At 59.1% G+C, this 19,306-nt stretch carries 19 protein-coding genes; 9 read left to right on the top strand and 10 right to left on the bottom strand.

All coding sequences use genetic code 11. The annotated features are described in order from the left end of the window. Positions 1-32 precede the first annotated feature (32 nt). From aliA to badH, 5 genes are all read right to left on the bottom strand, one after another. Complete coding sequence (gene aliA, locus ACYVB2_RS08360) at positions 33-1,676, bottom strand: cyclohexanecarboxylate-CoA ligase (protein ID WP_382432013.1); 1,644 nt, start codon at positions 1,674-1,676, stop codon at positions 33-35. 80 nt (positions 1,677-1,756) lie between these two features. Continuing rightward, a complete protein-coding gene (gene aliB / locus ACYVB2_RS08355) occupies positions 1,757-2,914 on the bottom strand; it encodes a cyclohexanecarboxyl-CoA dehydrogenase (RefSeq protein WP_382432015.1) in 1,158 nt (385 codons plus the stop codon). A gap of 18 nt (positions 2,915-2,932) precedes the next feature. Then, entirely contained in the window at positions 2,933-3,085 is a 153-nt protein-coding gene (locus ACYVB2_RS08350) for a hypothetical protein (RefSeq protein WP_460536093.1), read from the bottom strand. A 138-nt stretch (positions 3,086-3,223) separates the two neighbouring features. Beyond that, positions 3,224-4,006, bottom strand: a complete 783-nt coding sequence (badI, locus tag ACYVB2_RS08345) for a 2-ketocyclohexanecarboxyl-CoA hydrolase (protein WP_382432017.1) — start codon at positions 4,004-4,006, stop codon at positions 3,224-3,226. A 40-nt stretch (positions 4,007-4,046) separates the two neighbouring features. After that, a complete protein-coding gene (gene badH / locus ACYVB2_RS08340) occupies positions 4,047-4,814 on the bottom strand; it encodes a 2-hydroxycyclohexanecarboxyl-CoA dehydrogenase (RefSeq protein WP_382432019.1) in 768 nt (255 codons plus the stop codon). A 145-nt stretch (positions 4,815-4,959) separates the two neighbouring features. On the opposite strand from badH, the gene ACYVB2_RS08335 reads away from it, so the two are divergent. Beyond that, positions 4,960-5,511, top strand: a complete 552-nt coding sequence (locus ACYVB2_RS08335) for a MarR family winged helix-turn-helix transcriptional regulator (RefSeq protein ID WP_382432021.1) — start codon at positions 4,960-4,962, stop codon at positions 5,509-5,511. Between the two features lie 18 nt (positions 5,512-5,529). Here the strand turns inward: ACYVB2_RS08335 and mnmE are convergent, their stop codons facing one another. The 5 genes from mnmE to rpmH all read right to left on the bottom strand — a co-directional run bounded on the left by mnmE (position 5,530) and on the right by rpmH (position 9,667). Continuing rightward, a complete protein-coding gene (gene mnmE / locus ACYVB2_RS08330; RefSeq protein WP_382432023.1) occupies positions 5,530-6,942 on the bottom strand; it encodes a tRNA uridine-5-carboxymethylaminomethyl(34) synthesis GTPase MnmE in 1,413 nt (470 codons plus the stop codon). Positions 6,943-7,025: 83 nt separating this feature from the next. After that, positions 7,026-8,720, bottom strand: coding sequence for a membrane protein insertase YidC (gene yidC / locus ACYVB2_RS08325; protein WP_382432025.1), 1,695 nt, complete (start codon positions 8,718-8,720; stop codon positions 7,026-7,028). After that, on the bottom strand, positions 8,717-9,010 hold the full coding sequence (yidD, locus tag ACYVB2_RS08320; RefSeq protein ID WP_382432027.1) for a membrane protein insertion efficiency factor YidD: 294 nt from the start codon (positions 9,008-9,010) through the stop codon (positions 8,717-8,719). The genes yidC and yidD overlap by 4 nt, the downstream gene beginning before the upstream one ends. Next, positions 9,007-9,471 carry a ribonuclease P protein component gene (locus tag ACYVB2_RS08315; RefSeq protein ID WP_382432029.1) on the bottom strand — a complete coding sequence of 155 codons (465 nt, stop codon included), beginning with the start codon at positions 9,469-9,471 and terminating at the stop codon, positions 9,007-9,009. Before ACYVB2_RS08315 ends, yidD begins: the two co-directional genes overlap by 4 nt. 61 nt (positions 9,472-9,532) lie before the next feature. Continuing rightward, entirely contained in the window at positions 9,533-9,667 is a 135-nt protein-coding gene (gene rpmH, locus ACYVB2_RS08310) for a 50S ribosomal protein L34 (protein WP_005798102.1), read from the bottom strand. 251 nt (positions 9,668-9,918) lie between these two features. Here rpmH and dnaA point away from each other — a divergent pair, with 251 nt between their 5' ends. From dnaA to ACYVB2_RS08270, 8 genes are all read left to right on the top strand, one after another. Continuing rightward, positions 9,919-11,373, top strand: a complete 1,455-nt coding sequence (dnaA, locus tag ACYVB2_RS08305) for a chromosomal replication initiator protein DnaA (protein ID WP_382432036.1) — start codon at positions 9,919-9,921, stop codon at positions 11,371-11,373. Positions 11,374-11,507: 134 nt separating this feature from the next. Beyond that, positions 11,508-12,614, top strand: a complete 1,107-nt coding sequence (gene dnaN, locus ACYVB2_RS08300) for a DNA polymerase III subunit beta (protein WP_382432038.1) — start codon at positions 11,508-11,510, stop codon at positions 12,612-12,614. Between the two features lie 130 nt (positions 12,615-12,744). Continuing rightward, entirely contained in the window at positions 12,745-15,363 is a 2,619-nt protein-coding gene (gyrB, locus tag ACYVB2_RS08295) for a DNA topoisomerase (ATP-hydrolyzing) subunit B (RefSeq protein ID WP_382432040.1), read from the top strand. Positions 15,364-15,570: 207 nt separating this feature from the next. Further along, on the top strand, positions 15,571-15,963 hold the full coding sequence (locus ACYVB2_RS08290) for an HIT family protein (protein ID WP_382432042.1): 393 nt from the start codon (positions 15,571-15,573) through the stop codon (positions 15,961-15,963). A 62-nt stretch (positions 15,964-16,025) separates the two neighbouring features. Next, positions 16,026-17,018 carry an HNH endonuclease gene (locus tag ACYVB2_RS08285; protein ID WP_382432044.1) on the top strand — a complete coding sequence of 331 codons (993 nt, stop codon included), beginning with the start codon at positions 16,026-16,028 and terminating at the stop codon, positions 17,016-17,018. Between the two features lie 323 nt (positions 17,019-17,341). Beyond that, the gene (locus ACYVB2_RS08280) at positions 17,342-18,187 is read left to right on the top strand and encodes a metallophosphoesterase (protein ID WP_382432046.1); all 846 of its coding nucleotides are present in this window, start codon (positions 17,342-17,344) and stop codon (positions 18,185-18,187) included. Between the two features lie 39 nt (positions 18,188-18,226). Then, positions 18,227-18,652, top strand: coding sequence for a universal stress protein (locus tag ACYVB2_RS08275; protein WP_382432048.1), 426 nt, complete (start codon positions 18,227-18,229; stop codon positions 18,650-18,652). Positions 18,653-18,727: 75 nt separating this feature from the next. Further along, complete coding sequence (locus ACYVB2_RS08270) at positions 18,728-19,243, top strand: C40 family peptidase (RefSeq protein ID WP_382432050.1); 516 nt, start codon at positions 18,728-18,730, stop codon at positions 19,241-19,243. The last annotated feature ends 63 nt before the right edge of the window (positions 19,244-19,306 follow it).

Below are 19,306 nucleotides of genomic sequence, written 5' to 3'. Positions count from 1 at the left end.
TCGTAGTTGTCTCAAAATCACCTTGGGCAGCATCAGAGGGCGCTGTGGCGCATCAGCTCACGCAGGCGGAACTTCTGGATCTTTCCTGAGGGGGTGGAGGGCAGGTCGTCGCGCACTACCAGCCGCTCGGGGATGTATTGCAACGCCACCTTCTGCGCCTTCAAAAACTCCACCATGCCGGGCAAATCGAGGCTCTGGCCGGGCTTGGGCACCACCACAGCGCAGGCACGCTCGCCCAGGCGCTCGTCGGGATAGGCGACGATGGCCGCCAGTGCCACCGCCGGGTGGCGGTACAAGAGCGACTCAATCTCCACCACCGGGATGTTCTCTCCCCCCCGGATGATCACGTCTTTACTGCGCCCAGTGATGCGCAAATAGCCACGCTCGTCAATGCGGGCCAAGTCGCCGGTATCAAACCAATCCTCGGCATCGGTGCCATTGAGGTGTGGACGGTGCAGGTAGCCACCAAAGTTGGAACAGGCCCGCAACAGCAATTTGCCCGGTTGGCCTGCGGGCAGGGGGTGTCCATCGCCATCGACTACCTTGATCTCAACGCCGGGCAGCGGGCAACCATCGGTGTTGAACGCGCGTTCGTCATCGTCATCGAGACAGGTGGTGGTGACGGCACCGTTTTCTGTCATGCCCCAGGCCGACACAATTTTGGCACCCAGTGCCGCACGGGCTTGCTCTACCAAGGGGCCAGGAATGGGGGCACCGGCACACAAGAAGGTGCGCAGCGTGGGCACGCTCTGGCCGGTTTCTGTCACGGTGCGGGCCAGGTCGGTCAGGAATGGGGTGGAAGCCATCGTGAAGGTGACCCCTTCGGTACGGATGAGTTCTATCGCTTTTTTCGGCTCCCAAATGTCTTGCAACACAGCACGGGCCTTGAGCAAGATGGGCATCATCAGGCCATACATAAAGCCGGTTTGGTGCGCCATGGGTGAGGCCATCAGCACGACACTCTCACTGTCGAGCTGCATGCGCTGGGCATAGGGCAAGATGTTGGCCATCGTGGTGTTGGCCGAGTGCATCACGCCCTTGGGCTCGCCCGTGGTGCCCGAGGTGTAAATGAGCTGGGTGATGTCATCGGGGCCGGGGCGGTGCAGGGCCAGAATGGCAGCAGCATCGGGGGCTTGCTCCCACGCAGGGCCACTGAGCAAGGCATCAAAGCTGTTGGCACCGTTGCCACCCACCACCACCAGTTGCCTCAGGTGTGGCAAGTTGGGTTGCAATGCCGTGATCATCTGCTCAAAATCGAAGCCCCGGAAGGTGTGCGGTGCAATCATCACCTTGGCCTCGCTGTGCTGGAGCATGAATGAGAGTTCGCGCTCTCGGAAGATATGCATCAGTGGGTTGATAACGGCCCCAATGCGCGAGCAGGCCAGGTAGGTGAGCGTGAACTGCCACCAGTTGGGCAACTGGCAGGCCACGATGTCGTTTTTTCCAACCCCCAGACGGGAAAGGCCGACCGCAATGCGATCGGCCATCCGGGCCAGTTCGCGGTAGGTAAAGCGGGTCACTTCTCCCGTTTCTACCTGTACCGCCGTCAGGGCGAGTTGGTCGGGGCAGACGGCCACGCAGGCATCGAGTGCATCATTGATGGTGCGCTCGGGCCACCAACCTTGGGCCACCATGGCTGCACGGCGGGGCGGCAGCAATACGGCGTCAAATTCCATGTCTTGTCTCCTGGTGATTGTTGGGATAAACCGGCACCCACTGCGTTGGCAGGTGCCGATAGGGGCCACCGTGGCGGCTCTCAGGCAGGCACGAACTTGCGTCCGGCACGCACACGGGCAATGATGGTTTTCATGATTTGTGCCGTGCCATCGCCAATCTGGAAGCCCAGCACATCGCGCAGGCGCTGCTCCATCAGCCCACGGTCGTAGCCGCCGTGGCCGTAGCACAGCAAGCACTGGTGGATGACGTCATAGGCGAGTTTCGGCCCCCACCACTTCGCCATACCCGCTTCAGCGGTGTGTGCCAGCCCTCGGTCTTTCAACCAAAGTCCTTGCAGGCACAACAGGCGTGCGCCTTCGACTTCGGTGTCGTACTGCGCCAGCGGGTGCGTCACCCCCTGAAAGGCCGACAGCGGCTGGCCGAAGGCTTCGCGCTGGGTGATGTATTCCCAGGTTTCTTCTAGCGATACACGGGCCACCGACAGACATTGCAGCCCAATGAGCGAGCGCGAGAAGTCAAAACCGTGCATCACTTGCACAAAGCCTTTGTTCTCATCGCCCAAACGGTGGTTGGCGGGTACACGCACGTTCTCAAAAAAGATCGAGCCGCGCCCAATGGCGCGCTGGCCGTGGCAGTCAAAGCGGTTGGTGGTGATACCAGGGGTGTTCATAGGCACCAGCAGGGCCGTCACGCCGTGCGCACCCGATTCGGGCGTGCCGGTGCGACCAAACACCACAGCCATATCGGCCTGGTCTGCGGCAGAGATGGAGGTTTTTTCGCCATTGATGATGTATTCGTCACCATCGCGCTCAATGCGCAAGCGCAGGTGGGCCGCGTCCGAGCCGCCGCGCGGTTCGGTCAGGGCAATGGCGCAAATGGCCTGCCCAGCAATCAGCTTTTGCAGCCAAGGGCCAACAACCTCTGGGTTGCCATATTTAGATAGGATTTGCCCGTTGAGCGAGGCCAGCAGGTTCAGGTACGAAAAGCTCAGGTCGGCACGGGCGATTTCTTCATGGATGACGCCAGCGGCCAAGCAGCCCATGCCCAACCCACCAAACTGCTCAGGCAGCTCTGGAGCGATGAAGCCGAGTTCGCCCATCTCGCGCAGCAGGGCACGGTCGAGCACGCGGGTCTGGTCGCGCTCCAAAAAGCCGGGGGCCACACGCTCTTGGGCAAAACGGCGGGCCGTTGTGGCGAGCGCCTGCAAGTCCTCGTCGATATAGGGATTCGGGTTCATCGTCACGGCTCCAGTGGTTTACCAAGTTGCGCGAAAAGCCTCGGCATTCATGCCGAGGATGCAGAGCGCGGACGCCGTAGGCGTCCTCATGTTGGATTGAGCTAGCATTTCGCCTGTTGCGACAACAGTTCCGAATTCTTCTTTTGCCATCAGGCAGTCGGGATTGAGCACAGAAATCTCCGGTAATTCGCCGTCCCCTTGTGGGAGTCCGAAAGGTAGGCGCTTTGCTGAATGAGTCGGCACAAGCCGATGCGGTCGGGCATGGCCGTCCTGTAGAGGAAATCACCGCCATTCATGGCGGCGAGGATGTCAATTGGCGTACTTGCGGAAATCGGGCTTGCGCTTTTCTTTGAGCGCATTCACGCCTTCGCGCGATTCTTCGGTGTCGTAGTACAGCTTGAGCGCGTACATCCCCAAGCCCGCAATGCCACTTTGGTGTGCGGTATCCACATTGAAGCTGCGCTTGGCAATGGCCAGCGCGGTAGGGCTTTTCTCGGCGATTTCTTCAGCCCATTGCTGCACGGTGGCATCCAACTGGTCGTGTGGTACGCAAACGTTGGCCAAGCCCATCGCCACGGCCTCTTGGCCAGAATAACGCTTGCACAGGTACCAGATTTCGCGGGCTTTCTTTTCACCCACCACGCGGGCCAGAAAGGCGGTGCCATAGCCCGGATCGACCGAACCCATCTTGGGGCCGACTTGACCAAAAATCGCCTTCTCAGAGCAGATGGTCAGGTCGCAAATGGTAGCCAACACATTGCCGCCGCCGATGGCAAAGCCTTGCACACGGGCAATCACGGGCTTGGGCACGTCGCGGATGGCGTTGTGCAATTCTTCCATCGGCAGGCCAATGGTGCCCCGGCCATCGTAGTTGCCATCGTGGGCCGACTGGTCGCCGCCGGTACAGAAGGCCCGCTCACCCGCGCCCGCCAGTACGATGGCACCGACATTGCGGTCGTAACCGGCCTTGTTCATCGCCTTGATGATCTCATCGCAGGTGGTGCCCCGAAAGGCGTTCATTTTGTCTGGGCGGTTGATGGTGATCCAAGCCACGCCGTTGCGGATTTCGTACAGGATGTCTTCAAATTGCATGGTGTTTTTCTCTGTCAGGGGAAAGGTAGGGTCGGGGGGGTTAGCCGTGCATGGTCAGGCCACCCGACACGCTGAGCACTTGGCCGGTCACAAAGGCTGCGTCATCGCTGCCAAAGAAGGCAATGGCATTGGCCAAGTCGTCACCTTGGCCCAAACGGCCCAGCGGAATGGCACTGCGAAAGGCCTCGATCAGCTTGGCTGGGTCGCGGGCGCCCTCGGCCACACCGGCCAGCAAGGCGGTGTCGGTGGGGCCGGGGCACACCACATTGACAGTGATGCCTTGGCGGGCATGCTCACGCGCCAGCGTTTTGGACAGGGCCACCAGCCCCCCCTTGCAGGCGGAATACACCGCCTCGCCTGAAGAGCCGCCACGGGCGGCATCCGAGGCCACATTGACGATGCGGCCATATTTGCGCTCGGCCATGCCGGGCAGCACGGCGTGCAGCATGTGCAATGCACCCGTCAGGTTGATGGCGATGAGCTTGTTCCACTCCTCAGGCACGGTTTTGACGAAGGGCTTGAACACATCCCAGCCCGCGTTGTTGACCAGCACAGCCACGGGGCCCAGTTGCGCTTCGGTGGCGGCCACCGCAGCATCTACCTGAGCGCGGTCGGTGATATCGCAGGCAAAGGCCACGGCTTGGCCGCCATCGGCACAGATGTCGGCAACCACTTTGTGGGCCGCGTCGAGGTTCATGTCCAACACGGCCACTTTGGCCCCCTCACGGGCCAATCGTCGGCAGGTGGCAGCACCAATGCCACCGCCGCCGCCCGTCACGATCACGGTCTTGCCATCTAGTCTTTGCATCTGTTTCTCCGTTAAGGTTGAGATGGATTTGAGATTGATCGACTGCCAGCCCCTGGGTTTTTCCGCAGCCATTTATATCAATACATTGACATATATTAGAACGACACCCCACATTGCACAAGCCACAAAAATAGGAAATTTTTTCATGGGAAACCCTGATACAAGAGAAATAGTTCAGATGGATTTAGCCAATCGCATCTTCTTCCGGTTGTATCAATGTGCCAATATGTTGCACAAAACTGGCACCCGGGCCGTAGAGGAGCAGGGGCTAACTACCCAGCAATGGGCGGTGCTGGGCGCGCTGTCGAGGCCCGAAGCGCAGGACGGTATGAGCGTGGGAGATCTGGCCCGTTACCTGATGGTGAGCCGACAAAACCTCTCGGGGCTGCTCAGCCGCATGGAGCGCGATGGCCATCTGGCCAATGCCCCCGATGGCCGAGACCGGCGCTCACGGCGCATTACGATGACGGCATCGGGGCGGCATGTCTGGCTGCATGAGGCTCAGCCCAATATCCGGCGCTATTACGCACAGGCGCTGGCCGATTTTTCGGTGGGGGACATGGCACACACCCTGCATTACCTGCTCAAGCTGCTAGACAACATGCAGCGGCTCGATCAGGAAGGGGCACCATCCGCTGAAGAGGACGGTGCACTAGGAGAGGCAGAGGTGGCCTCCCCCCCGCACACGCACGGCTAAACAGCCGTTGGATGCTGTTTATTTGCCAATACAGAAGCTGGAAAAGATCACCCCCAACAAATCGTCGGAGGTGAACTCGCCCGTGATGGCGCTGAGGCCGTTTTGCGCTAACCGCAGCTCTTCCGCCAGCAGGTCTAGCGCGGGGCTGTGGCCTTGCAGTTGCTGCGCGGCGGTATCCAGATGCTCTTGCACACTGTGCAGCGCCTGCACATGGCGGGCGCGGGCAATAAACAAGCCCTCGGCCGCCGTTTGCCAGCCCGCCAGGGCTAGCAATTGCTGGCGCAGGGCGTCCAGACCGGCCCCCGTGCGGGCCGAGAGCAAGATGCCAGTGCCCGGCAAGGGTTGTCCGGGAGGGGGGCAATCGCTCTTGTTCCACAAATCAAGCACGGGCACTTGGGCTGGTAAGCTGGCGCGCATGGTTTGGGCAATGGCCGCATCGGCAGCTTGGTAATCGGGCAGGTGGGTGCGGGTCAGGTCGTGTAAGAACAGCACCGCATCAGCATTGGCAATTTCGCTCCAAGCCCGTTCAATGCCGATGCGTTCCACCTCGTCGGTGCTGTCACGCAGCCCAGCGGTGTCGATGATGTGCAGCGGCACACCTTCAATCTGAATGGTTTGCTGCACCTTGTCGCGGGTGGTGCCCGCAATCGGCGTAACGATAGCCAATTCGGCCCCGGCCAACGCATTGAGCAGTGAACTCTTGCCTGCATTGGGCTGGCCAGCAATCACCACCTTGATGCCTTCGCGCAGCAGCACGCCTTGCTGGGCGCGTTGCAGCACCCCCGTCAGTGTCTGGCGCAGGTGCGCCAGCTGCCCCTCGGCATCGGCCTGGCGCAAAAAGTCGATTTCTTCCTCTGGAAAATCCAGCGTGGCCTCTACCAACATGCGCAGGTGAATCAGCGCATCGCGCAGCAAATGGATCTGCTGCGAAAACGCCCCAGAGAGCGAGCGGCTGGCGCTGCGCGCGGCGGCCTCGGTGCTGGCATCAATCAAGTCAGCAATGGCTTCGGCCTGGGCCAGATCAATTTTGTCGTTCAAAAAGGCACGCTCAGTGAACTCGCCCGGCTGGGCCAGCCGCAGCCCCGGCAACAGGGGCTGACCGCTGCTGGCGTGGGGGGTTTGTGCCGCCTCCAAGCAGCGGGCCAAGAGCAGTTGCAGCACCACCGGGCCGCCGTGGGCTTGCAGCTCCAGCACATCCTCGCCGGTGTAGCTGTGTGGGCCGGGAAAGTACAGGGCCAGACCTTGGTCAATGGCTTGGCCTTGGGCATCACGAAAGGGCAGGTAGGTGGCCTCGCGTGGTTGGAGGGAGCGGCCACACAGCAAATGCACCAGTGGCTCCAGCCCCTTACCCGAAACCCGCACGATGCCCACGGCCCCCCGACCTGGAGCAGTGGCAATGGCAGCAATGGGATCGTGGTGGCGGGACAGCATGGTGAAATCGGCTTCCAAAAGGATGCAGTGTGGCGGAAAAAAGGCCGCTTGCGCGGCCTTTGCTGGGACTGTGGTTCAGGCGTTTACTTGAACTTGGGCAGATTGAACTGCGGTGGCACGCCCATGCGGGTATTGATGAGCCACTGCTGGGCAATGGACAGCACGTTGTTGGTCAACCAATACAAGACCAAACCGGCAGGGAAGAAGAAGAACATCACGCTGAAAACCAGCGGCATGATCCACATCATCTTGGCTTGGATAGGGTCTGGCGGTGCGGGGTTGAGCGCCGTCTGCAACAACGAGCTCAAAGTCATCAACAGCGGCAGGATGAACAGTGGGTCGGGTGTGGATAAGTCGTGAATCCAGCCAATCCACGGTGCGTTGCGCATTTCTACGCTCGACAACAGCACCCAGTACAGCGCAATAAACACCGGGATCTGGATCATGATGGGGAAGCAGCCGCCCATCGGGTTGACCTTTTCTTCACGGTAAATGCGCATCATCTCTTGCTGCATTTGCTGCGGGCTGTCTTTGAGGCGCTCACGCATCTCCATGATGCGTGGGTTGATGGCCTTCATTTTGGCCATGCTGGCATAGGCCTTGGCATTGAGCCAATAAAACGCAATCTTGAGCAGCAGCACCAAGCCCACAATGGCCCAGCCCCAATTGCCCAGCAAGCGGTGCAATTGGTCTAACAACCAATACAGCGGTTTGGCCAAGATGGTCAGCCACCCATAGTCTTTGACCAACTCCAGCCCTGGGGTAAGGGCTTCCAAGGTTTTCTCGATTTGTGGGCCTGCAAACAACTGTGCTTCCAGGGTTTTGCTGGCACCGGGAGCAATGCTGCCCAAGGCCGTGATCATGCCCACCGAATACAGGTTGGTATCGACCTTGCGCATGAACATCTCGCGGCGCGCGCCCTCGGGGAGCAGCCAGGCACTGGCAAAGTAATGCTGCACCATGGCGACATAGCCATCGCTGCTTTCTTTGGCGTGTTCGGCTTGGTTCTTGGCGATGTCCTCGAATTCAACCTTTTGGTACTTCTTGTCTTGGGTAAAGATGGCCGGGCCAGTAAAGGTTGAGTAGAACGAGGACTCTCCGGGCGGCTTGTTGCCATCACGCACCAATTGCAGATAAAGCTGGGGAGACAGTGGCGTGGTGCCACTGTTGCGCACTTCGTGCGTGACAGCGATATCGTAGGCGCCACGCTTGAGCGTCCAGGTCTTGACCAATTGCAGGCCGCCCAGATTAGGCGACTCAAAGCGGATACGCAACTCGTTCTCGCCCTCTTGCAAGGTACGGGGGCCAGGCACGGCCACCATGGGGGTCTTGTGGGTGGCAAAGTCGCCACCAATCAGCCCGGTTTGGGCCACATAGACGCGCTGGGGGCTCTCGTCAAACAACACAAAGTTGCGTGTCCGGTCTGCCATATCGGCGTGTTGCAGCAGTTCGGCATGGATCAGGGTGCCACCTTCGCTGTCGAAAGCGAGTCGGAACACGTCTGTGCTGACTTCTAGTCGTTCGCGGGGCTTGGGTGCCGGTGCAGCCTGCCCTGGCACTGCCGCCATGCCTGCCGCCGCACTGGTGCCAGTGGCAGTGGGAACGCTGGACGGGCTGGCACTGGCTGGTGGGGTGTTGCTAGCGACTACCTGGCTGCTGGTGGGCGGCGTGGGGAAGAAGGTGGCCTGTTTACCGTTGTGCACCTGCCACTTGTCCCACAACAGGACTATGGAAAAGCCAAATATCACCCACAAAATGGTACGGCGGATGTCGTTCATGGAGACTTTTTTGGAGAGGAGGAAGAAGTGGCCGGTGCGATCAGCCGTGAAAACAACCGGGTGGCGCGCGGGGGCTCCGCCGGAACGGGGTCGTGGCCGCCATCACACCAAGGATGGCAGCGCACCAAACGCCTGACGGTGAGCCAGGTGCCCGCCGCCGCCCCATGCTGCTGTAGTGCTTGCAGTGAATAGGCCGAGCAGGTTGGTTCAAAACGGCAGGCAGAACCCAGCCACGGACTCAGCAACAGCCGATAGCCCTTGACCAGTCCAATCAGCAGGCGCTGCATCATGGTTGTGTCCGTGCCGTGGGGGCCACGCCACCGTGACCACTGTGGCGCACAGCGCGTGCAAACAATTGCACCAGCTCGGCCCGCACCGCCTGCTTGAGCAGCTCAGATTGGGCACTGATGAATTGCTGGCGATCAAATGCCGCCCGTAGCCGCACCACATAGGCCGCCGATGGCAAACCGGCCACCCCAGCGTGGATAGCCACGTTGTAGATTTGCCGCTTGATGGCGTTGCGGGTCACGGCCCTGCGCGCCCACCGTTTGGGCACCATGGCACCCAACCAAGGTTCGGCCACGGGAAAAAGGGCCTGTGCATTGTTCACAGGCCCAGAGGGTGCGCTGGACACGACAGACCCCGCATTTGCAGGCAGCACCAAGCAATGCAATGCGAAATGGGGGGTGCGCGCTATGGTGCCACCGGCCAAGGCCGCTTGGAACTGGGCGCGCGTTTTTAGCCGCTGCACGGAAACACCCCGCCTAGGCGCCTGCCGACGCTCACTGGGGAGCGATCCAAGATCTGGCGGATCAGACAGCCAGGCGCTTGCGGCCCTTGGCGCGGCGGGCGTTGATGACGGCGCGGCCACCGCGGGTCTTCATGCGCACCAGAAAACCGTGGGTGCGGGCGCGGCGGGTCTTGGAGGGCTGATAAGTACGTTTCATGAGGGGCTCCTTGAGGGTTCAGTCCGCCACCCAAGAGCATTTTGCGCAGTCTGTGGGCCGGGGCGGTGGGGGTGATTGCCCTGAAACACATTCAGGGAAACCGTAAATTATCGCAGGCTTATGCGCCATAAGCAATGAGCCCCCCGCCTTTGACATAGCAATCGGTGGTCATCAAAATTGTGGATAACCTTGGGATAAGCTAGAATTTGACGCCCAGTTTGTTCCTCCTATCCACAAAAAATGGCTCCAAAATGACAGAGGAACCCCATCGCAACGCCACTCGGCGGGCAGATGCTGATGCCGGTCAGGCACTGTGGCAATCCTGCCTAGAGCAGCTGGCCCAAGATTTGCCAGTGCAGCAGTTCAACACCTGGATTCGCCCTATCGTCGCCCAAGTCTCGGCCGACTTTTCCCGCATTACCTTGTACGTTGCCAACCGCTTTACGCTGGATTGGGTGCGTGCCCAATATGCCGGTCGTATTGCTGCCTTGCTGCAAAATTTGCAGGGCGACCAGCCCATCACACTAGAGCTGGCACTGGCACAACGCGCCCCAGCCGTGCGCCGGGCCGCCCCAGCGCCACCCGCAGCAGCAGCCCCCACCAACCCCGCCCATGCGGGAGCAGCCGTGGCCGAAGCGGCCTTGCCCCCGCCCGTGGCATCAGAAGACAGCGCCCGTGCGGTGCTGCGCAACCGGCTCAATGCCGCCCTGACGTTTGACACCTTGATTGAAGGCACCGCCAACCGCATGGCCCGTGCCGCTGCACTGCATGTGGCCAGCATGCCAGGCCAGCATTACAACCCGCTGTTTATCTATGGTGGCGTGGGCTTGGGCAAAACCCATCTGATGAACGCCGTGGGCAACCGGCTGCTGGCCGACCGGCCCGAGGCCCGGGTGCTCTATATCCATGCGGAGCAATTTGTTTCAGACGTGGTCAAGGCGTATCAACGCAAAACCTTTGAAGACTTCAAAGACCGCTACCACTCGCTCGATCTGCTGTTGATTGACGATGTGCAATTCTTTGCCAACAAAGACCGCACGCAAGAAGAGTTCTTCAACGCCTTTGAAGCACTGCTGGCTAAAAAGAGCCACATCGTCATGACCAGCGACACCTACCCCAAAGGGTTGGCCGACATCCACGCCCGGCTGGTGTCGCGCTTTGATTCGGGACTCACCGTAGCCATGGAGCCCCCTGAGCTAGAAATGCGCGTGGCGATCCTGATCAACAAGGCACGCGCCGAAGGCACCGAGATGGCCGAGGAGGTAGCCTTCTTTGTGGCTAAAAATGTGCGCTCCAATGTGCGTGAGTTGGAAGGGGCATTGCGCAAAGTCATGGCCTATGCACGCTTCAACCGCAAAGAAATTTCTATCCAGTTGGCCCGCGAAGCCTTGCGCGATTTGCTCTCGATCCAAAACCGCCAGATCAGTGTGGACAACATCCAAAAAACGGTGGCTGATTTTTACAAAATCAAAATGGCCGACATGTACAGCAAAAAGCGCCCCGCCAGCATTGCACGGCCCCGCCAGATTGCCATGTACCTGGCCAAGGAACTAACACAAAAAAGCCTGCCCGAAATTGGTGAACTCTTTGGAGGCCGCGACCACACCACGGTGCTGCACGCCGTGCGCAAAATTGGTGCCGAGCGCCAACAAGTCACAGAGCTGAACCAGCAGCTGCATGTGCTAGAGCAGACCCTCAAGGGTTGAACAGCGCCAGTGGCAGGTTTGTTACTGCTGCGCCCGATACAAGCGGGCAAAATGGCAGGTTTTGGTATCTGGCATCCATCCCAACTGGATGGGTTTTGCAGACATATCCACAAGAATATCCACAAGAGGTTGACATGATCGTTTTGAAGGCTCCCCAGGACAAACTGCTGGCAGTGTTGCAGTCGGTGGCTGGCATTGTTGAGCGGCGCCACACCCTGCCCATTCTGGCCAATGTGCTGCTGCGCAAGACGGGCAACGCTTTGCAGTTAACCACCAGCGATCTGGAAATCCAAATCCGCACCACCGCCGAACTCGGTGGCGACACGGGGGACTTTGCCACCACTGTCAATGCACGCAAGCTGATTGACATTCTGCGTACCATGCCTGGCGACCAGACCGTAGCGATAGAAAACAGCCAAAACAAGCTGGTGCTCAAGGGTGGCAAAAGCCGCTTTACCTTGCAAACTTTGCCTGCCGAAGATTTTCCGGTCGTGCAGGAGGCCACCAGCTTTGGCCCCACCTTCAGCGTGCCCCAAAAGACACTCAAAAGCCTGCTGGGGCAAGTGGCGTTTGCAATGGCTGTGCAAGACATTCGCTACTACCTGAACGGCATTTTGTTTGTGGCCGAAGGGCGCCAGCTCAGTCTGGTGGCTACCGATGGGCACCGCTTGGCCTTTGCCAGCGCCACGCTGGATGTGGAAGTGCCCAAACAAGAGGTGATTCTGCCGCGCAAGACAGTGATTGAACTACAGCGCCTGCTCAGCGACACCGACACCGCCTTGCAGATGTGCTTTGCCCACAACCAAGCCAAATTTGGTTTTGGCGCGATGGAGTTTGTCACCAAACTGGTGGAGGGCAAGTTCCCGGATTACAACCGCGTGATTCCGCGCAATCACAAAAATGAAGTCACGCTGGGCCGCGCACCGCTGCTGGCTTGTCTGCAACGCACCGCCATCATGACGAGCGAGAAGTTCAAAGGCGTTCGCCTGAACCTGGAGCCGGGAATGCTGCGGGTAGCCAGCAACAATGCCGAGCAAGAAGAAGCGGTGGACGAACTCGACATCGACTACGCTGGCGACAGCATTGAGATCGGCTTCAATGTGACCTACCTGATCGACGCCCTGACCAGCATGGGCCAAGACATGGTGAAGGTGCAGTTGCAAGACGGCAACAGCTCGGCGCTGCTGACGATTCCCGACAACGACAGCTTCAAGTATGTGGTGATGCCTATGCGCATCTAAGGCTGCTACGGTCTTTGGATCGATTTTTTCTTGTTCTTGGCCGCCAGCACGCGTTTGCATTGCGCTGGCGGCATTTTGATTTTTACCATTTCGCCCCCCCGTTTTCTCCCGCATTGCCAAGGCTGACCCCATGACCGCTGAACACTCCCTGCCCGAAGACAACGGCAACACCACCCCCGCCGTCTCCAAGATCGACGCCCACCAGGCAGGGGCCAGCGAGGGCTACGGTGAAGGGGCGATTACGATTTTGGAAGGGCTGGAGGCGGTGCGCAAGCGCCCCGGCATGTACATTGGTGACACCTCCGATGGCACGGGCCTGCACCATCTGGTGTTTGAGGTCGTAGACAACTCGATTGACGAGGCACTGGCTGGGCACTGCGATGACATCGTCGTTACCATCCATACCGACAACTCGATCAGCGTGACAGACAATGGCCGGGGCATTCCCACCGGCGTCAAGATGGATGACAAGCACGAACCCAAGCGCAGTGCTGCCGAAATCGCCCTGACCGAACTGCACGCTGGTGGCAAGTTCAACCAAAACAGCTACAAGGTCTCGGGAGGCCTGCACGGTGTGGGGGTCAGTTGCGTCAATGCCCTGAGCAAAAAACTGCGCCTGACCGTGCGCCGCGAGGGCAAGGTGCATGTGCTGGAGTTCAGCAAAGGGGTGGTGCAACACCGCCTGACCCACAGCGTAGACGGGGTGGAGGTTTCGCCAATGAAAGTGGTGGGTGACACCGACCATCGCGGCACCGAAGTGCATTTTTTGCCCGATACCGACATCTTCAAAGAGAACAACGAGTTCCACTACGAGATTTTGGCCAAACGTTTGCGCGAGCTCTCGTTTTTGAACAATGGCGTGCGTATCCGCCTCAAGGATGAGCGCAGCGGCAAAGAGGATGATTTTTCGGGAGCAGGCGGCGTGCGCGGCTTTGTCGAATTCATCAACAAGGGCAAAACGGTATTGCACCCCACATCGTTCTACGCGGCCGGTGAGCGCCCTGCCGAAAGTTATGGCGGCATTCCTGGCACGCACATTGGCGTGGAAGTGGCCATGCAGTGGAACAGCAGCTACAGCGAGCAGGTGCTGTGCTTTACCAACAACATTCCGCAACGCGATGGCGGCACCCACCTGACCGGCCTGCGCGCGGCCATGACGCGGGTCATCAACAAATACATTGAAGAGAATGATCTGGCTAAAAAGGCCAAGGTCGAAGTGACGGGCGACGACATGCGCGAAGGGCTGTGCTGCGTGTTGTCGGTCAAGGTGCCTGAACCCAAGTTCAGCAGCCAAACCAAAGACAAGTTGGTCTCGAGCGAAGTGCGTGCGCCAGTAGAAGACATTGTGGGCCGCCTGCTAACCGACTATTTGCAAGAGCGCCCCGCCGATGCCAAGATCATCTGCGGCAAGATCGTTGAGGCCGCCCGCGCCCGTGAAGCCGCTCGCAAAGCCCGCGAGATGACGCGCCGCAAGGGGGTGCTGGACGGCATGGGCCTGCCCGGCAAACTGGCCGACTGCCAAGAAAAAGACCCCAGCCTGTGCGAAATCTACATCGTGGAGGGCGACTCGGCGGGCGGCTCGGCCAAGCAAGGCCGCGACCGCAAGTTCCAAGCCATTTTGCCGTTGCGCGGCAAAATCTTGAACGTCGAAAAGGCCCGCTATGAAAAACTGCTGTCGAGCCAAGAAATCCTCACGCTAATTACCGCGCTGGGCACCGGCATTGGCAAGGCCACCACCGAAGGCATGGAGGGCAGCAAGGCAGGGGCTGACGACTTCAATATCGATAAGCTGCGTTACCACCGCATCATCATCATGACCGACGCGGACGTGGACGGTGCGCACATCCGTACCCTGCTGCTGACCTTTTTCTACCGCCAAATGCCAGAGCTGGTCGAGCGCGGCCATATCTACATTGCCCAGCCGCCACTGTACAAAGTCAAGGCGGGCAAAGAAGAGTTGTATCTGAAGGACGCTGCGGCGCTGGACGGCTTTTTGCTGCGCATCGCACTCAAAGATGCCAGCGTGACCACCGGCGGAGCCACGCCCCAAACCTTGAGTGGCGACACCTTGGCCGAGCTGGCCCGCCAGCACCAAGTGGCCGAAGCGGTGATTGCCCGCCTGTCGGGCTTTATGGATGCTGAAGCCCTGCGCGCCGTGGCCGATGGCGTGGCGCTGAACTTGGACAACTTGGCCGAGGCCGAAGTCAGCGCCGCTGCACTAGAGGCCAAGCTGCGCGAACTCAATACGTCGGGCACCCCGGCCACGGTGGCAGGGGAGTTTGATGCCCGCACGGACAAACCCCTGCTGCGCATCAGCCGCCAGCACCACGGCAACGTGAAAAGCAGCGTTATTACGCAAGATTTTGTGCTGGGAGCCGACTATGCGGCGCTGGCCGAGGCGGCAGCTACCTTCCGGGGGCTGCTGGGCGAAGGCGCCAAGGTTTTGCGTGGCGAGGGTGAGCGCCAAAAAGAAGAAAAGGTGGCCGATTTCCGCCAAGCCATGCGCTGGTTGATCTCGGAGGCAGAACGCACCACAGCACGCCAACGCTACAAAGGCTTGGGTGAGATGAACCCCGCGCAGCTGTGGGAAACCACAATGGACCCACAGGTACGCCGCCTGTTGCGGGTGCAAATCGAAGACGCCATTGAGGCCGATCGTGTGTTTACCATGCTGATGGGCGATGAGGTGGAGCCGCGCCGTGACTTTATCGAAACCAATGCGCTGCGGGCGGGCAACATTGACGTTTGAGTGTGTATGTAGATGAACCCATAAGCTGAGAAAAAGGCTCCCATAAGTTGAGAAAACTATGGGTGTCTGTTCTTTGATAGTGTGGCGTTTATTCCAGTTTCGTGAATCGCCAGATTCGTACATGCTCAACGGGGATGTGTCCAAGTACCTTCATTCGGAGCCGTTGGATTACCATGCTTCCTTTCGCCAATTGATTGGCTGAAACCCATGAGCGAGAAAATCTGCCCCTTTTGCACCTTGCCAGCAACGCGCATTGTTCAACAAAACGAGCACGCTGTTTGGTTAATGGATGGTTTTCCGGTGTCGCCAGGACACAGCCTCGTCATCCCCAAGCGACATGTAGGCTCGTTTTTCGAAGTAAGCCCGGATGAAAGGACTGCGCTGTTTGAGCTCCTAGAACAGGCAAAACAATCGGTGGAGGCTGAGCTCCACCCAGACGGATTCAACATCGGCATCAATGATGGCCCTGCGGCTGGCCAAACAGTTCCACATCTGCACATTCACCTGATTCCACGCTACCTTGGTGACCTTGCTGACCCCCGAGGGGGTGTTCGCTGGGTTATTGCGGACAAGGCGAATTACTGGAGCACCAAGGTTTGAGCACCCTCATACCGCCGCCTTCGGCCGATGTGCAATTGGGCTTTCTCGCAAAGTTGCAACGCTTGTTTGCCGAGGGTGATTTCACTGCGACCTACAAGTTTGCCCTTCTGACATCCTTAGCTGACCTGGCTCTACAACGCGGCCATGATGACGGACGTGAACTGGTACTGAGCATCAGAGACATTGCGGACAGATTTGTTGAACTCTATTGGCGCCATGCCACACCCTATGGCACAGACAGACCTGATACCCAGCCAGACACCTTGGTGCAGAACATGGGGGCGCAGGCTGCGGTCATCTCAGCCATCGTAGAGTTTCGCAGGCTTCACCGAGTAACTCACCTCACCAAAGCTAAGGTACTGGATAGTTTTTCAGGTCTCATCAGCCAAGTGGCAACGGTAGTTGCCGCCCAACCGCTGAACTATCTGCAAAACTTCGGTGGTGGTACCGACCCATTTTTGTACGAACGGGCTGGGCGAGGCCTGATACGGCTGAAGCCGGGCGTGACTTATTGTTTGCGTCGCTTTTACCCATTCATTCAGCAGCTGTGCCGCAGCCACTGGGTGGGGCACATCAAATCTAACCGTCGCAATCACCCCATTCTGGGCCGTGCTGATGACTTAGAAGACTTTCTGTTTTCTACGGCACGACAGTCTCTGACTGCTCTGGGCAATGAACTGCGCAAGCTTGACGGTTTACGCTGCTTCTATTGCGGCGAGGGTCTCAAAGAAGCCGATGTAGACCACTTTGTACCCTTTTCTCTTTACCCGCGCGACATGGCGGCTAACTTTGTCTTAGCGCATCCAAGCTGCAACAGAAGCAAATCGGACACCTTGGCTGCCAAGCCCCATCTGGAACGCTGGCTGGAACGAATCGACCTCAAGCAAGACCAACTGGCCGAAATTGGGAGCTTGACGGGCATCATGGGAGATCGTGACACCCTTAGTAAAGTGGCCGGATGGGCGTACAGCAATGCCGCAGACTGCCACGCGCGCGCTTGGGTGTCTCCGACCTGCTACGAAACTATCGACACAAGTTACGTGAGGTTGTTTTAACCAATTTAGCTTTAGGAGTTGCATGAATCGCCCCAGGTTCGGTAGATTTTGATGGTCGGGCCTTGGAGATGATGAACCCGTGAATCACTTACCATGTAGGCGTAGATTGTTTTCGGTTGCAGGTGGCACTATGGAGAGCCGCTGAATTTTGTCTGTTTCGATAGCTGCTCAGGCCCCTGAGAAAGCATTTCTTACCTTATGGGTTCATTTCTCTCACTTCATGAGTCACTGTCCGCGCTAACCCATGGATCTGTAGGTATTCAGTTTCTCGCTTTTTGTGACTACCTACAGGCTGCTTCTGCACCCCACCATGAAGTGCTGCAATGAAAATTCAACTGTTGTCCGATCTGCACCTGGAGGTGCATCCGCACTGGGTGCCCGAGCCTGCGCCGGGGGCAGAGGTGCTGGTGCTGGCGGGCGATGTAGGCTCATACCAACACGGCTCGCTGCTGGCCGATGAAGATTTTGGGTTGGCACGCTTTTCACCACTGCCACAGTTTGCGGGCTGGCCCACTCCAGTGGTGTTGGTGCCGGGCAACCACGAATACGATGGTCAGGATTTTGATGCAGCCCAAGAACGCCTGCGCCGCACCTGCGAGCGACTAGGGCTGATCTGGCTGGAGCGCCAAACAGCCGTGCTGAATGGGGTGCGCTTTGTGGGCACCACGCTGTGGAGTGATTTTGACGCACTGGCATTGCGCGAGCCCTCCGCCCCTTTGACGCAGCAATTGCGCCAACGCCAAAAAGCGTTCAGTGCAGCCAACTTTTATCTGCGCAAAACAGGCACCACCTGGCGTGGACAACCTTTTTTGGCAGCGCAGGTGCGTGAGCAGGCTTTGCAATGCCAGCAGTGGCTGCAAGCGGCGCTGGCGCAGCCCTTTGCGGGCCCCACAGTGGTGGTAACGCACTTTGCCCCCAGTTTGCGCAGTGCCGACCCACGCTATGGCTTGGTACCGGGCACGGCAGGCTTTTGCAATGCCCTAGACGATTGGTTGCCACAGGCCCAAGCCTGGCTGCACGGGCATCTTCATGCCCCTTGTGACTATGTGGCCCAAGGGGCACGGCCCGATGGGCAGCCTTGGCAATGCCGGGTGGTCGCCAATCCGCTGGGTTATGCCCGTAAAGGTGAGCAGGATACCTTCCAGCCCCAGTATTGCGTCACCGTATGATGGCTGTTACCTTCGCTTTTACTGACAAGGAGCACACTGATGAACATTCTGTTGGCCGTAGATGGCAGCCCCTTCACCAAAAAAATGCTGGCCTATCTGGCCACCCATGAAGAGTTGCTGGGCACCAATCACCACTACACCGCCTTGACGGTGCAGCCGCCATTGCCCGCGCATGCCCGTGCCTCCTTGAGCAAGGAGCTGGTAGAAGAATACTATGAGGACGAGAGCCAGAAGGTGCTCGATCCGGTGGTCAAGTTCATGGCCACCAAGGGTGTGGCGCTACAGACCATCAGCAAGGTCGGCCACATCGCCGAAACCATTGCAGAGGTGGCCTCGCAAGACAAACATTTCGACCTATTGGTGATGGGCTCGCATGGTCATGGCGCTCTGGCCACGTTGGTGATGGGATCGATCACTACCAAGGTACTGGCACAAACCACAGTGCCTGTGCTGATTGTGCGTTGATGGGTAACGGGGTGGTGGCTATGCCAGCCCCTTCTACACTCAAGGATGCAGGCGGTGCAGTGGATACGACATTCAATGACATGGCAAAAATGGGGCCGATGGGGTACCCCCGTGCTGTTGCTGGTGCTGACAGGCTGTAGCTCTGCACCCCCTACGGCGTCTGCACCTGCGGCTATCCACCGTCCAGCCCCACTGCCGGTGGATTCAGGGCGTCTATCGTCAGAGATGGCACACGACATCGCTATTCATGCACTGGGGCTGGTGGGCACACCTTACCGCTATGGTGGCAATACGCCCGATGGCGGTTTTGATTGCAGTGGCCTGATTGGCTATGTCTACCGCGCCCGCACAGCGGCAGCCCCACCGCGCACCGTGGCCCAATTGGCACAGTGGGGCCAGACAGTGCCTCTGGAGCAACGCCGCACGGGCGATTTGGTGCTGTTTGGACGGGGCCGCACCCCCACCCATGCGGGCATTTATGTCGGTGAGGGCCGCTTTGTCCATGCCCCCTCCACCGGAGGACAGGTGCGGCTAGACCATTTGCAATCGCGCTACTGGTCGGCCCAGCAAGTGGCCTTCTTGCGGCCATAAAGCCGCTGTGGCCGCAGGCACACAGCCATTCCCCCAGAGTTTCCCGAAGTATTAACTTCTCGT

This window comes from Giesbergeria giesbergeri (assembly GCF_054779375.1).
The sequence above is the reverse complement of the archived record's forward strand: the minus strand, read 5'-3'. Positions and strand labels throughout refer to the sequence as shown.

What these genes read in the sequence shown, in the direction of transcription:
- aliA (WP_382432013.1), bottom strand. Translation starts at nt 1,676, where the DNA reads ATGGAATTTGACGCCGTATTGCTGCCGCCCCGCCGTGCAGCCATGGTG.
- aliB (WP_382432015.1), bottom strand. Translation starts at nt 2,914, where the DNA reads ATGAACCCGAATCCCTATATCGACGAGGACTTGCAGGCGCTCGCCACA.
- badI (WP_382432017.1), bottom strand. Translation starts at nt 4,006, where the DNA reads ATGCAATTTGAAGACATCCTGTACGAAATCCGCAACGGCGTGGCTTGG.
- badH (WP_382432019.1), bottom strand. Translation starts at nt 4,814, where the DNA reads ATGCAAAGACTAGATGGCAAGACCGTGATCGTGACGGGCGGCGGCGGT.
- ACYVB2_RS08335 (WP_382432021.1), top strand. Translation starts at nt 4,960, where the DNA reads ATGGGAAACCCTGATACAAGAGAAATAGTTCAGATGGATTTAGCCAAT.
- mnmE (WP_382432023.1), bottom strand. Translation starts at nt 6,942, where the DNA reads ATGCTGTCCCGCCACCACGATCCCATTGCTGCCATTGCCACTGCTCCA.
- yidC (WP_382432025.1), bottom strand. Translation starts at nt 8,720, where the DNA reads ATGAACGACATCCGCCGTACCATTTTGTGGGTGATATTTGGCTTTTCC.
- yidD (WP_382432027.1), bottom strand. Translation starts at nt 9,010, where the DNA reads ATGATGCAGCGCCTGCTGATTGGACTGGTCAAGGGCTATCGGCTGTTG.
- rpmH (WP_005798102.1), bottom strand. Translation starts at nt 9,667, where the DNA reads ATGAAACGTACTTATCAGCCCTCCAAGACCCGCCGCGCCCGCACCCAC.
- dnaA (WP_382432036.1), top strand. Translation starts at nt 9,919, where the DNA reads ATGACAGAGGAACCCCATCGCAACGCCACTCGGCGGGCAGATGCTGAT.
- dnaN (WP_382432038.1), top strand. Translation starts at nt 11,508, where the DNA reads ATGATCGTTTTGAAGGCTCCCCAGGACAAACTGCTGGCAGTGTTGCAG.
- gyrB (WP_382432040.1), top strand. Translation starts at nt 12,745, where the DNA reads ATGACCGCTGAACACTCCCTGCCCGAAGACAACGGCAACACCACCCCC.
- ACYVB2_RS08290 (WP_382432042.1), top strand. Translation starts at nt 15,571, where the DNA reads ATGAGCGAGAAAATCTGCCCCTTTTGCACCTTGCCAGCAACGCGCATT.
- ACYVB2_RS08280 (WP_382432046.1), top strand. Translation starts at nt 17,342, where the DNA reads ATGAAAATTCAACTGTTGTCCGATCTGCACCTGGAGGTGCATCCGCAC.
- ACYVB2_RS08275 (WP_382432048.1), top strand. Translation starts at nt 18,227, where the DNA reads ATGAACATTCTGTTGGCCGTAGATGGCAGCCCCTTCACCAAAAAAATG.
- ACYVB2_RS08270 (WP_382432050.1), top strand. Translation starts at nt 18,728, where the DNA reads ATGACATGGCAAAAATGGGGCCGATGGGGTACCCCCGTGCTGTTGCTG.